The 12,352-nt window shown below is 41.9% G+C and carries 14 protein-coding genes; 9 read left to right on the forward strand and 5 right to left on the reverse strand.

Annotated elements, in window-relative coordinates:
- Positions 1-1,061: 1,061 nt before the first annotated feature.
- Both KGY70_01335 and KGY70_01340 read left to right on the forward strand, forming a co-directional pair.
- Positions 1,062-1,781 carry a hypothetical protein gene (locus KGY70_01335; GenBank protein ID MBS3773806.1) on the forward strand — a complete coding sequence of 240 codons (720 nt, stop codon included), beginning with the start codon at positions 1,062-1,064 and terminating at the stop codon, positions 1,779-1,781.
- A 146-nt stretch (positions 1,782-1,927) separates the two neighbouring features.
- Positions 1,928-2,827 carry a hypothetical protein gene (locus KGY70_01340; GenBank protein MBS3773807.1) on the forward strand — a complete coding sequence of 300 codons (900 nt, stop codon included), beginning with the start codon at positions 1,928-1,930 and terminating at the stop codon, positions 2,825-2,827.
- A 3-nt stretch (positions 2,828-2,830) separates the two neighbouring features.
- Here KGY70_01340 and KGY70_01345 read toward each other — a convergent pair whose 3' ends face one another.
- Positions 2,831-3,073, reverse strand: a complete 243-nt coding sequence (locus KGY70_01345; GenBank protein ID MBS3773808.1) for a hypothetical protein — start codon at positions 3,071-3,073, stop codon at positions 2,831-2,833.
- Complete coding sequence (locus KGY70_01350) at positions 3,039-3,317, reverse strand: BrnT family toxin (protein ID MBS3773809.1); 279 nt, start codon at positions 3,315-3,317, stop codon at positions 3,039-3,041. The genes KGY70_01345 and KGY70_01350 overlap by 35 nt, the downstream gene beginning before the upstream one ends.
- Positions 3,318-3,424: 107 nt before the next feature.
- Between KGY70_01350 and KGY70_01355 the strand changes: the two genes are divergently transcribed.
- On the forward strand, positions 3,425-3,823 hold the full coding sequence (locus KGY70_01355) for an Rrf2 family transcriptional regulator (GenBank protein ID MBS3773810.1): 399 nt from the start codon (positions 3,425-3,427) through the stop codon (positions 3,821-3,823).
- A gap of 698 nt (positions 3,824-4,521) precedes the next feature.
- On the opposite strand, the gene KGY70_01360 is transcribed toward KGY70_01355, so the two are convergent.
- Positions 4,522-5,010 (reverse strand): hypothetical protein, encoded by a 489-nt coding sequence (locus KGY70_01360; protein MBS3773811.1) that lies wholly within the window; start codon positions 5,008-5,010, stop codon positions 4,522-4,524.
- Between the two features lie 274 nt (positions 5,011-5,284).
- Here KGY70_01360 and KGY70_01365 point away from each other — a divergent pair, with 274 nt between their 5' ends.
- Positions 5,285-5,800, forward strand: a complete 516-nt coding sequence (locus tag KGY70_01365; GenBank protein ID MBS3773812.1) for a ferritin — start codon at positions 5,285-5,287, stop codon at positions 5,798-5,800.
- Between the two features lie 153 nt (positions 5,801-5,953).
- Here the strand turns inward: KGY70_01365 and KGY70_01370 are convergent, their stop codons facing one another.
- Together KGY70_01370 and KGY70_01375 are read right to left on the reverse strand one after the other, a co-directional pair.
- On the reverse strand, positions 5,954-6,577 hold the full coding sequence (locus KGY70_01370) for a ribonuclease HII (GenBank protein ID MBS3773813.1): 624 nt from the start codon (positions 6,575-6,577) through the stop codon (positions 5,954-5,956).
- A 75-nt stretch (positions 6,578-6,652) separates the two neighbouring features.
- Positions 6,653-7,939 (reverse strand): phosphoglycerate kinase, encoded by a 1,287-nt coding sequence (locus KGY70_01375; GenBank protein MBS3773814.1) that lies wholly within the window; start codon positions 7,937-7,939, stop codon positions 6,653-6,655.
- A 436-nt stretch (positions 7,940-8,375) separates the two neighbouring features.
- On the opposite strand from KGY70_01375, the gene holB reads away from it, so the two are divergent.
- From holB to KGY70_01400, 5 genes are all read left to right on the forward strand, one after another.
- Complete coding sequence (gene holB / locus KGY70_01380; GenBank protein MBS3773815.1) at positions 8,376-9,500, forward strand: DNA polymerase III subunit delta'; 1,125 nt, start codon at positions 8,376-8,378, stop codon at positions 9,498-9,500.
- A 98-nt stretch (positions 9,501-9,598) separates the two neighbouring features.
- A complete protein-coding gene (locus tag KGY70_01385; GenBank protein MBS3773816.1) occupies positions 9,599-10,786 on the forward strand; it encodes a hypothetical protein in 1,188 nt (395 codons plus the stop codon).
- A complete protein-coding gene (locus KGY70_01390) occupies positions 10,770-11,264 on the forward strand; it encodes a gliding motility lipoprotein GldH (protein ID MBS3773817.1) in 495 nt (164 codons plus the stop codon). The genes KGY70_01385 and KGY70_01390 overlap by 17 nt, the downstream gene beginning before the upstream one ends.
- A 19-nt stretch (positions 11,265-11,283) precedes the next feature.
- On the forward strand, positions 11,284-11,952 hold the full coding sequence (gene trmB, locus KGY70_01395; protein MBS3773818.1) for a tRNA (guanosine(46)-N7)-methyltransferase TrmB: 669 nt from the start codon (positions 11,284-11,286) through the stop codon (positions 11,950-11,952).
- Entirely contained in the window at positions 11,945-12,271 is a 327-nt protein-coding gene (locus KGY70_01400) for an MGMT family protein (protein ID MBS3773819.1), read from the forward strand. The genes trmB and KGY70_01400 overlap by 8 nt, the downstream gene beginning before the upstream one ends.
- The last annotated feature ends 81 nt before the right edge of the window (positions 12,272-12,352 follow it).

The raw sequence follows: 12,352 nt of genomic DNA on the forward strand, positions 1-12,352 counted from the left end.
TCTAAAGGACATGATGATTTTTTTATCCCATTGCCTTATAAAAAAATATGAAGCTATAAATGAAAATCGGTTATGGCTTTATTTCCCTACCATATCGTTGCATTCAATTCAGGCTTTCTAAAGGCCCGGCCTCTTGCCCCCGTTCAGGGGGCAGATAGCGATAGAAACGCCGAACCCAGCGGCTTGGGCGCCTCGTAGAGTGTGCGACAGAATGTGAGCCGTATACCAACAAAACAAATATTCCATTAATTATCTTATATTTCTATGGAAATCCGGTTTACCTTATGTTAAAAACCTTAAATTTCTGCAGAAATATGAGATCACTGGCGTCCGAAACGATACATTTCTGCCGACCGACGGCTTACCCTACATTAGAAATCCCAAATTTCTATGGAAAAATGGGTTGCCCTAGATTAGAAATCCCAAATTTCCATAGACAGATGGCTTACCCAACGTTGGAAACCGTATATTTCTGCCGTAAAACAGGCTTCCCGACAAAAGCAAACCCTTATTTCTGCAGACACATGGCTTACCCGACGTCGGGAATATAGCATTCCTGCAGATAAATGGGTTGCCTGACGGCGAAGAACCTGCTTTTCCGTGGAAAGATGCCTTACCCTATGTCCCAAATCATATTTGCCTGCAGAAATAAGGCTTACCTGGTATCACTAAGCTTATTGATCTGCAGTAACCTGGGTTTACCCACGAAACAATCCCTCTGTATCCATAGAAAAAACGATTACTTAACAGCCGGGAAGCAAATATACCGCAGATTACTGCCTTTTTCCGGTAAAAATATCTTCATTTCCCACCGCAGAAAATGAGGATCATCCTGAATGATCTTTAACTGTCAGGTAACAAGACCCATTATTGCCCCATTTAAGATTCCATACAATTGCATCGGCTAAGAACAATTATTTGACCTGGTAATTTTCAAGAGGAGCTATGGTTTGTTTCCAAAAGTTATTAACAATTGATCATTTTGTAAAGAAGCATATTAAAATAATTCGTACTTTTAAATCAAATTTTTTAGCCAAATAAATTTTTAAAAATCAGAAGCCATGCCAATATTTGCAGAACCCACCAATGACGAAGCACGCCTGGGATTTCTCAAGCGCGCTGTAGTAACAGCAGCCTACGACAAAGCGGCCGGTAACTCGCATCTTACAGAACAGACCGAAAATGACGTAACAGAGTTTATTCCGCTTTTTGAAGGGGCGATTAAAAGGATCAACGATTCGCTCAGCAAACGTACCGTAGAGGTTCAGGAAGGCTCGGAAGCTTTGGAGGACATGAAAACCGCTACACGGGATTTCTGGGAGGTAGTAAGAAGAAGGGTTAAACGCCTGGACCAGCCGGCAGGTGTTTTGACCTATTACGAACTGCCTCTTAGTGGTCTTACTCCCCGACCAACCACCATCGAGGAGTGGTTCATATTGGCAGACAAGATCATCGATGGCGATGCCAAAGCAGTGGCAGCAGGTTATCCCGCCATGGAAAACCCGGATGCAGAAGAACTGAAAGCAGCCAGAGATAAGGCCCTGGCTGAAAGACGCGATATTCCCATTGCGGATCGCATATATGATGAGGCCCAGGCAGAACTTGAAGGGCGCCGGCCTCGGGCCATCGAGCTGATCGACGACATCATGGCAGACCTTCGACATTCCCTTAGAAAAATGGACGGGCCCAGCCAGCGGCGCATCATGCGCTCCTATGGTGCAACCTTTAAGTATTATAATGGAGAACCGGAAGACGAGATTCCGGAGACGGATACAGAATAATTGTTCAACAAATGTTTTCTTCAGGCTCATCAAGCCACTTTCCTGATCTGGCCGGGGTAACAGCGCAACCCCGGCCTTTTCTGTTAAAACAAAACCCTGGCAATCAATTAAACAATAAATCATCTATAGCATAAAAGCACTAAGAAATGAGAACATTTTTTGCAGGTGTGATCCTGTTAACCCTCTTCACCGCAGGCTGTGAAAACGGCGGCAATCAAATCCGTCCGTCCGAGGTCGGGTTCATTATGAAAATGAACAACCAAACCGTCATCAACTTTAGCGATATTGACTATTACGACTTCTCCACACACATGATCTATCTAAAGCACGACTTCTCTTACTTTAAGGAAGAGGAGCTCCATGACATGGATGAATTTACGGTATATGCCGATGGAGAAAAGATCTACTCCGGGCATACCTTCCCCGGGTATTATTCCCATATGCCGAAAGGGCCGGTAATACACTGCGATCCCAACTTCTACAGCGATTATATTGTTCCCATCGGGTTCATCAATATCATTGATACACTTGGAAACCCCACTCCCGATCCAAGGGGCGACCAGAGGATAGCCGCTGCGTTAAAACGTTTCAATCAGTACCATGAAGGATTGAAAGGCGAGATCCGTTCGGTAACCTACATGAACCAATATCGGGTTAAGTTCGAATTTACCCTGACCAACGAGGATTCATTCAACTATTATTACCTGGATCCGGATAAGATGGGTGTCAAGCTGTTCCATTACTTCACAAATGGGCTTTATATCAGTGATGAAGCCACCCATGAATCTTACGCTCATAAGATGAAGGTTGAAAGCCCCGAGTCATATAAAACCTGGAAAAAAGAGTGGCTGTCGCTGATCAAAAGCGGGGAAACCAAAACCTTCACCATTACCTACAACCGTTTTGAAGTGGTTCCCACGGGAATGTATACGGCCCGGTTTACCTTTCCGGGATTACATTGGGTAGATAAAGAAGAATTGAAACAGGACCAGGGAAGGATATGGCTGGGAAAAATATCCTTTCAAAAGGAAATCATCGTTCAATAAGGTTCAATAGGTTTGATTCTTTAACTTCTCCGAGATCCACATCCTAAGAACGGCCTGCCGGCTAACGCCCATTTTTTTTGCCTCTCTGTCAACACTACCCAACATCCATTCAGGCAGTTGAAGCCTGATTTTCTTGTTCTTAAGGCCGGGGCGATTGGCTTTCTCCATATCCAAATATTCAGAAAGATCTTCCCCCGCTTCAAATTTTTCGTCAAATTCTTTTGCTGAAATATATTTTCTTTTCATCTTCTCTTGATTTTCGAACTGATATGATTCGTATCATATGATCTCTGTAAGTTATAACGGCAGTCCATATTACATTATTTAGCCTTGCGATCATTAAAGTCCTTTTTTCTTCTACAAATTTTGAAGGAATCTCAATTCGAAATGGATCCTTCCATAAATTCTGGGCCTCCTTAAAGTCAATACCATGCTTCTTTTTATTTCTGGTGCTTTTATATGGATCAAACTGAAAGTTCACGAAGTGCATGTATATTTCAAATTTAAAAACAATTATTCAATTATCGAAGGAAACGGAAATATTTTTAATTATATTTGCGTATTGAAATACTTAAATTACCAAAATACTTTATACGCATGTCCAAAGTGGTTTCATTATCAGAAGCAGCTTCCATCGCTCTTCATGGAATAATATTGGTTGCAAGGGAAAAACAGGGAATAAACGTTGCCAGGATAGCAGAACTTACCAGTACATCCAAGCATCACGTAGCCAAGGTAATGCAGAGGCTGGTAAAATCAGGATATCTTACATCGCATCGCGGCCCTCACGGAGGATTTGAGCTGAAGAAAAAACCCGAAGACATCAATTTCCTCAAAATTTATGAAACCATTGAAGGTACCATCGAGATCAATACCTGCCCGATGAACAAACCCGTATGCCCCTTCGACAAATGCATTATGAACAACATAACCAGCAAAATGTCGGAAGAATTTAAGGAATATCTGAGGAATCAAACGCTGGATGAATATGTTTGAGGGCGACGATTTTCAGTCGAATATAGGATTCTAGAAGGGCTGAAGATGGCAGGTCTTTCAATTGTTTGACAAAAGAGTTTGATTGTTTGAAGGTTTGACAGGAGTTTGGGGAAGAAGGACAGGCAGGTATTGAAAGCTGAACAAGTTTTGTGGTCACCAATGGTCATTCAGTTGTCATTCGTGGTCATTCCGTTGTATTCGCAGAAACACCTAACGTTAAAGTAAAATCGGCAAAACTCCAATATTCCCTACACTTAGCCTTTTACAAAAAAGCTGTTGGTAAACCGCAGTTGGCGTTAGGCAAACAGAGGCTAGCCGGACGATACAGCTACAGGCACTCAGGTAGGGGTTTGGCACCCCGTCTGACCGGTTGTCAGAGACAAATGTCCGGAACAGGTTCAGGCACCAGGCCAGTGAATTCTGGAAATATCCTGATCATGCATGCCGGTCGGACGGGTTGAGGATGGCAATAGAAAAGTGGGCATATGGCAAACTTTTGCTAAATGAAATATTACAGGCAAAGCAAATGATAAACCTAAAAGGGTGGGCCAGCAGAAAAAAATGGTCACTCAGTTATTTGGCAAAAGGGTCCAATTGTTTGAAATAACCGGTCCGACCACATTCGGCAGTCGGACCGGATGACAAACCATCCAGGATATTTCGGATTAAAAGGAAAAGAGAGATCAAAGACTCCTTAGCTATTCATTCCTTATCGCTTTCCCGTCCAGCTTTTTTATCAGATCGTCCACATTCCTTGCTGCCTGTATTTGAAAAGGTATGTTAACGAACAGATAAGCTCCCAGAAGGATCAGCACGGAACTGTTGAAAAACACATCAAGGTTGCCTTGTAAACCCTGACTTACAAAAAACAATACCACTGCCAGGATCACAAGGGGCAAAACAACCCGCAGAAACGGACATACCATCTTCATATTTACGAGGGTTTTGGCCTGGATTTGCTCTTTGACCGTACCCTGAATTTCCAGCGGGGATATGTTCCAATACGGAACAACAGGCCGGATCCTGAAAGCAGTGGGACTAACATTACCCCAATACGTCTTATAAAAACGTTTCCCCCAGTAAATGCCCGTATTATTCTGATCAGTGGATTGATGCATCTTTTGATATATTTCATCCTTATCCAGGGAAGTTTCTATCGATAATTTTCTCAAAGGCCAGAGTAACATAATATTTTTATTGGTTTAACAATTTTAATGAGCCGGTTGTTTGGCAGGATAAAATATTCTTATAATGGGTGCATATTCTGTTTTTCTGGCCCTCCAGCCGCCGGGTACATGCTTTCTACCGACTGCCATTGATATTTAACCCCAATTATTGAGTTCAGTCAAAAAAGGGAGAAAAATTCTTAAACAAAAACCCTACAAAGTTGTTGAACAAGATATTTAACTTAAGTTTGTAAATAAAATTTATCTAAAACATAAAAATAAGGAGGAAAATCTTATGTTATCAGAAAAAATGGAAGAAGCACTGAATAAACAGATCAACGCAGAAATGTATTCTGCATACCTTTATCTTGGTATGTCGGCTTATTTTGAAGATCGCAATCTATCTGGATTTGCCAACTGGATGTATATTCAGGCCCAGGAAGAAATGACCCATGCCATGAAATTCTACCGCTACATCAATGAAAGAGGCGGCAGGGTTCAGCTTGAAACCATCGAAAAACCCCCTAAAGAATGGAAAGATGAGGTGGAAGTAGCTGAAGAGGTTTATGCCCACGAACAGAAGGTGACCGGGATGATTCATGATCTGGTTAATCTTGCCAGGGAAGAAAAAGACCATGGTACCGATAACATGCTGCAATGGTTTGTTTCCGAGCAGGTGGAAGAAGAAGCCAATTCGGATGAACTGCTTCAGCAGCTCAAGATGGTCGGTGGCAAAGGCCAGGGACTGTTGATGCTCGACCGGGAACTGGGCCGGCGTCAATTTGTGGATGAAACACAAGAGGAAGAATAACCTTACTAGTTTGGCCGGAGTTTGATTGTTTGAATGTTGGACTGTTTTTAAAGCCAAAGTTTGTAGGAGAATATAATGATCGGAATCTCAGATGTTTTTATATACTGAGGTTTTGGTCATTTTTATTAAAAAAAGAAAGGATAAAGGAGAAGATCAGGATTGATCTCTGAGACCCTTCAGTTCAAGCTGGTGGGCGTCTGGAAGTAATTTAAAACTTTTTCGGTGATAAGGCGTAATGCCGTATTCCATTAAAGCCTTTCTGTGCCGGGCAGTGGCATAGCCTTTGTTGCTGTGCCATCCGTATTCCGGATATTCGCTGCTTAACCGGATCATGTAATCATCGCGGCAGGTTTTAGCCAATACGGAAGCTGCTGCTATGGACAGGTACTTCCCGTCCCCTTCCACAATGCATTGATAAGGAACATTTTTATACGGATAGAAATATTTCCCATCAACCAGCACATGCTCCGGTAGGGGATTTAACCTTTCCAAAGCCTTATGCATGGCAAGCATGGAAGCTTTGAAAATGTTTATCTTGTCAATTTCTTCATTCTCTATGGAAGCTACGGCATAACCGAGTGCAAATCTTTGAATTTCCTCCCTGAGGGCATACCGATTCCTTGGTGTGAGCTTTTTGGAGTCATTTAACAGTGGAAGCTCCAAATCAGAAGGCAAAACTACAGCGGCGGCAAAGACAGGACCTGCAAGGCAACCCCTGCCTGCTTCATCGCATCCTGCTTCCACAACACCTTTTTTGAAGTATCTCAGTAAAGCCATAACATCAAAAGAGCATTACAAAAACTGGTATGGAAATCATCCATACCAGTTTTATAGTTAAGACACCATTCGGTGTTATTTCATGAGCGCTTTCACCGGATCAAGGCCTACTGTGGTACCTTCCTGAATGGCTTTCAGAACGGCTCCGCCACCTGTGAAGAGATAGTAACTGGGATCATCTACAGCCTTCATGTACACGCCGGGCAGCAGATTTTTCAGTTCCTCGTTGGTATCACCGCCGCCAAACAGCTTCATGGCATCTTTATTTTCATCAATAAGCTTATCCAGGGCAATGGTACCTTCTGCAAAATCAGGTGTCAGGCCCATAACAGCATTGGTGAAAATGGTTTTCGCCTTCTTAAAGGCCTCCTGAACCTTATCTTCCCGGAAAGATTTTTCGGAAACATCCAGAACATAATTCAGCTTGGTTCCGGCTTCCAGTGATCTTACATCATGTTCACGGTATTTGCCTTCAAATTTACCATCCAGTGTATCCGATTCAATGATGTAAGGAAGCTCCAGTATTTTATCCGCATGCTTGGAAGCATAATCAACGAACTCTTTAGCCACCTTGATGTCATCATCCGATACCCCTTCAATTTTGATATCGTACTTGGCACACAGATAGGCATTGTAAATAACTCCGCCAAGAACAAGGTGATCGGCCTTGTCGAGAAGGGAATAAAGGGAATCGGCCTTGGTATCAAATTTGGCACCGGCTACCACTGCTACAAAAGGCTTCTCGGGATTGAAAATCCGCTCAAGGTTCTTAATTTCCTTTTGCATCAAATGACCGGCGTAAGCGGGAAGATGTTTGGCCACACCTACAGTGGAAACATGAGCCTGCCATGAGCCAAAGGCATCATTCACATAAACGTCGGCCAGGCCAGCCAGTTGTTTAGAAAGCTTTTCAGCTTCTTCACCCTTATCCTCTTCGCCCAGGAACCAACGGGTATTGGGCATATAGATGGCATCAATCTTACCTTCCTTCAAATCCTTAATATGATCTTTAATGGAGGAGTCCACATCGGTATAACCCTTCTTAGCCGTTTCAGTAAACTCGGGTACTACAATGTTCAGATAGAGCTTATTCTGTAGATACTCCACAATTGGCCTGACAGAACTATCAGGGCTTATGGATATTTCACCCGTTTTCTTATCTTTGGGTCTTCCCACGTGAGTCATCAATATGGGCCGGCCACCTTTGGCATAAATGCTCATCAAAGTCCCAATCGTGGAATCTATTCTGTAAGGATCCTTAATAATGCCTTTCTTAACTACATTGTGGTCCACTCTGGCCAAAACCACCTTACCGTTAAGATCCGCATCCTGCAATACTTGCAAATTTTTCATTTCACTCATAATACCTCCTTTTTATAATCAACACCACAATACATGATGTGATTCGTTTAAACATAAAATAATACTTATTTGTGAACCAAATATAAGATTCCTGCAAATTTAAAGATAAAAATAGATTTTTGTCTACCGATTGGCTACAAGTTAATCACTTAAAACCTGATTTTGCCCATGGTGCTTATTTTCTTTCGGTTTAAGCCGGCCGCATGAATTTTATCCAATCTTATCTGATATAAAATTCAACCTAATTTGGACAAGCCAAAACCAAACAGGATACTTTGAAGGAATTTAATGTGTTTCCGTTTTGGCTTGTCCAAATTAGCAAGCAAAATTTATGAGGCAAAATTATATAAAGGTCATGATCTTTTTCAATTATTTTTATCTTTGAAAAGGCTATAAAATCACAAACCCTGGCAATAAGGAAAAGAATCCGAAATATATGTTATTCAGAGAGATTATCGGGCAGGACAGGATAAAAGATCAGCTTATCAAAACGGTAAAGGAAAGCCGAATAGCTCATGCTCAACTATTCCTTGGACCGGAAGGTTCGGGTAAGCTTGCTCTGGCACTTGCTTATGCACAATATATCAACTGCGAAAACAAGGGAGAAAAGGATGCTTGCGGAACCTGTGCTTCGTGCAGAAAATATAACAAGCTGGTTCACCCCGATCTCCATTTTATGTTTCCGGTAAAAAAAGCTTCTGAATCCAAACCCGAAACTTCCGATCACTACATAGAAACATGGCGGAATACCCTTCTGGAAAACCCCTATATCAATCCCAGAACATGGTACCAAAAGCTGGATCTGGAAAATAAACAGGGCATCATTCCTGCCAATGAAAGCAACCGGGTCATTAATAAACTTTATTTCAAAAGCTTCGAATCGGAATACAAGATCATGATCATATGGCTCCCGGAACGCATGAACAGGAGTGCTGCCAACAAGCTGCTGAAACTGATCGAGGAACCACCGCCCAAAACACTTTTTCTGATGGTATCGGAAAATTCCGATCTGTTGCTTCCCACCATCCTGTCAAGAACACAAAAAATTCGTGTACCCAGAATTGATGATGAAAGCATGTTCAATGCAATCAGCGATCATTTCGGACTGGAGCCCAAAAAGGCCCAGGAAGTGGTAAGGTTGGCCAATGGCAATTACCTGGAAGCACTGCACTTTATTCATACAAGAGAAGAGGAAAAAGAAAATTTTCAGCGCTTCGTTTCGTTAATGCGTTTATGCTACAGCAAAAAAGTGGTGGATATACTGGACTGGGTGGATCAGAACGCATCAGTGGGAAGAGAAAACCTGAAAATTTTTCTGCAATATGCTTCCAGGATGGTCAGAGAAAATTTTATGTTGAATCTTAAAATGGAAAATCTCGTATACCTCACGGAAGAAGAAAAAACATTTTCAGATAATTTTTCATCATTCATCCATGAGAACAATGCACACAGAATTTATAACCAATTTAACAAAGCGTACCGGGACATTCAGATGAATGCACATACAAAAACCATATTGTTGGATCTTTCTATTCAACTGATGAAATTGTTAAGATTATAATTTTATTACCTTTGCATCAGAATCAAATGAAATGAATAATACATATACAATGTATATACTATATATATTCATGCACATGCATTTAAATCAAGCCATCTATGGACCAAAATATAAACAAAGATATAAACGGGGATCAATCCCTGAAGCAAGATCAAACCACACAATACCAAAATAAATGTCAAAGGGATTTTTGCAAAGCAGAGCACTATACCAAACTATCCGCGTACAATTGGCTGAAGGATCTCCCCAATAACGGGGATCAGTTCCATGTTGTTGAAGTTCGGTTCAAAAATACCCGTAAGGAATATTTCCAAAACATTAACCATATACCGCTCACTGAAGGGGATATTGTTGCATTAGAAGCTTCACCGGGTCATGATATCGGGATTGTTTCGCTTACCGGCGAACTGGTCTGGAGAAAATTGAAACAGGAGGGTATCACACCCGAAGATACCGAATTCAAAAAGATCTACAGAAAGGCTAAGGAAGCCGACATAGAAAAATGGCGCGAAGCTGTTGCCCTGGAACACCAAACGATGATCAAAGCCCGGAAGCTTGCCAAAGAGCTCAAACTGAACATGAAGATCGGCGATGTGGAATATCAGGGTGATAAGACCAAGGCCATTTTCTATTATATTGCAGAAGAAAGAGTGGATTTCAGGGAATTGATCAAAGTACTCGCCGAGGAATTCAAAATACGGATTGAGATGAGGCAGATCGGCACAAGGCAGGAATCCGGAAGAATTGGAGGCATTGGCTCGTGCGGAAGAGAATTGTGCTGTTCCAAATGGATCAGCAATTTCGTTTCAGTAACCACCAATGCAGCAAGATATCAGGAGTTGAGCCTGAATCCTCAGAAATTGGCGGGCCAGTGCGGCAAACTTAAATGCTGTCTCAATTTTGAACTCGATAGCTACATCGATGCCAAGAAAGATTTCCCGGATACTTCTATAGAGTTAAAAACCAAACAAGGGACAGCCTACCACCAAAAAACCGATATTTTCAAAAAAGTACTCTGGTATTCCTTCTACAAGGAATCCTCTGAAAACCTGATTCCGGTTACAGTAGATCGTGTCAAGGAAATCATCGAAATCAATCAGAAGGGTAACTGTGTGGAATCACTTGTTGAAGTAAAAGAATCCAGCACGGAGGGCTACAGTTTTGAGAACGATGTAGGCCAGGACAGTGCCGATCGTTTCAACAATAAGCAAAAGAGCAGCAAAAAGAAAAAAAACCGGCGAAACAAGAAAAAAAGAAAAAGCAAAAGCAATGATAAAAAACAGTAGGATCTTTTTGGGAGCTGTGTTGGCTCTTTTCTTGATACATGGCTGCAATTCCAATGTAATCCACAACGAAACCAAAGACATCCCCGGTTCCGAATGGAACAAAAACCAAATATTAAGCTATGACTTTAAAATAGAGGATACCCTCCAGCCCTATAATGTATATTTGAGTGTTCGCAACACTTCCAAGTACCAGTTCAGGAACCTTTACCTTTTCATCGAAACAACATCGCCCCGGGGAAATACGGTAAGGGACACATTTGAATGTATGCTGGCCGATGATAGAGGAAGATGGTACGGGAAAGGCTGGGGAGATGTTTATGAGAATAAGATCCCCTACAAAGAATATATAAGATTCCCGGCAAAAGGCACCTACGGCATGAAAATAGAGCAGGCCATGAGAAGATCGGACTTAAAGTACATTACTGATATTGGCATTGTGATAGAAGAAGCAAAAATTCCGGACCGTGAGCAAGAATAAGCTGACGCGTTTTGCGGAGATGAAAGCCTTCCCGAATGTGATCGAACCGGAATTCGTGGAAGTATTTAATAAGGATTACCATTTAAAGGGAAAATGGCATCAGGCAGTCTTTAAGAATGACAATCCCATTGTTTTAGAACTTGGATGCGGAAAAGGAGAGTATACGGTTAACCTGGCCCGTCGATATCCCGGCTACAATTTCATCGGGATTGATATCAAGGGAGCCAGAATGTGGAGAGGAGCCAAAACTGCTGTGGAGGAAAATATTCCCAACGCCGTATTTCTCAGAACCAGAATAGATTTTATCACTTCCTTCTTTGAGAAGGATGAAGTTACGGCCATCTGGATAACCTTCCCCGACCCTCAGCCCAAAAAAGCCAGAAAACGCCTGGTCTCCACAAAGTTCTTAACCCGTTATCAGCAGTTTATACGGGACGATGCCACCATTCACCTCAAAACAGACAATTCCAATGTTTACCAGTATACCCTGGCCATTATCCGGGAAAATAAGCTGAATCTACGGCATGCCGAAAACGACATCCATGCTCTCAATAACAGTGAGCTGGAAGAGGTCAGAAAAATTCAAACCTTCTATGAAAAACAATTCCTGGAAGAAAATAAAAAAATCAAATACATAGCTTTCAAACTGGACAAACACCAAAATTTGAAAGAACCGCAGGATGAATGAAGAATCCTTCTTCCAAAAGGTATATAAAGTAACCAAAATGATCCCTGAGGGCAGGGTAACCACTTATGGAGCCATTGCGAGGTATCTGGGTGCACCCGGCTCGGCAAGGATGGTTGGGTGGGCATTGAATAACAGCCATGCACAGGATGAATTCATTCCTGCCCACAGGGTGGTCAACAGGCAAGGCCTTCTTACCGGGAAACATCACTTTCCCGGACCGGATGTAATGCAACAATTACTGGAAAGTGAAGGGGTTCGCGTAAAAGATGATCAAGTTTATGATTTTCATAACCTTTTCTGGGATCCAAATAAAGAATGATTAATAGAATTTTTTGAATAATTTGGACATGCCAAAACCAAACAGGATGCTTTCAAGGAATTTATGTGTTTCCGTTTTGGC

This window comes from Bacteroidales bacterium (assembly GCA_018334875.1).
Taxonomy (GTDB): domain Bacteria; phylum Bacteroidota; class Bacteroidia; order Bacteroidales; family UBA12077; genus JAGXLC01.

Bases quoted from the DNA above. Each gene is read 5' to 3' on its own strand.
- KGY70_01335 (MBS3773806.1), top strand. From the start codon at position 1,062: ATGCCAATATTTGCAGAACCCACCAATGACGAAGCACGCCTGGGATTT.
- KGY70_01340 (MBS3773807.1), top strand. From the start codon at position 1,928: ATGAGAACATTTTTTGCAGGTGTGATCCTGTTAACCCTCTTCACCGCA.
- KGY70_01345 (MBS3773808.1), bottom strand. From the start codon at position 3,073: ATGAAAAGAAAATATATTTCAGCAAAAGAATTTGACGAAAAATTTGAA.
- KGY70_01350 (MBS3773809.1), bottom strand. From the start codon at position 3,317: ATGCACTTCGTGAACTTTCAGTTTGATCCATATAAAAGCACCAGAAAT.
- KGY70_01355 (MBS3773810.1), top strand. From the start codon at position 3,425: ATGTCCAAAGTGGTTTCATTATCAGAAGCAGCTTCCATCGCTCTTCAT.
- KGY70_01360 (MBS3773811.1), bottom strand. From the start codon at position 5,010: ATGTTACTCTGGCCTTTGAGAAAATTATCGATAGAAACTTCCCTGGAT.
- KGY70_01365 (MBS3773812.1), top strand. From the start codon at position 5,285: ATGTTATCAGAAAAAATGGAAGAAGCACTGAATAAACAGATCAACGCA.
- KGY70_01370 (MBS3773813.1), bottom strand. From the start codon at position 6,577: ATGGCTTTACTGAGATACTTCAAAAAAGGTGTTGTGGAAGCAGGATGC.
- KGY70_01375 (MBS3773814.1), bottom strand. From the start codon at position 7,939: ATGAGTGAAATGAAAAATTTGCAAGTATTGCAGGATGCGGATCTTAAC.
- holB (MBS3773815.1), top strand. From the start codon at position 8,376: ATGTTATTCAGAGAGATTATCGGGCAGGACAGGATAAAAGATCAGCTT.
- KGY70_01385 (MBS3773816.1), top strand. From the start codon at position 9,599: ATGGACCAAAATATAAACAAAGATATAAACGGGGATCAATCCCTGAAG.
- KGY70_01390 (MBS3773817.1), top strand. From the start codon at position 10,770: ATGATAAAAAACAGTAGGATCTTTTTGGGAGCTGTGTTGGCTCTTTTC.
- trmB (MBS3773818.1), top strand. From the start codon at position 11,284: ATGAAAGCCTTCCCGAATGTGATCGAACCGGAATTCGTGGAAGTATTT.
- KGY70_01400 (MBS3773819.1), top strand. From the start codon at position 11,945: ATGAATGAAGAATCCTTCTTCCAAAAGGTATATAAAGTAACCAAAATG.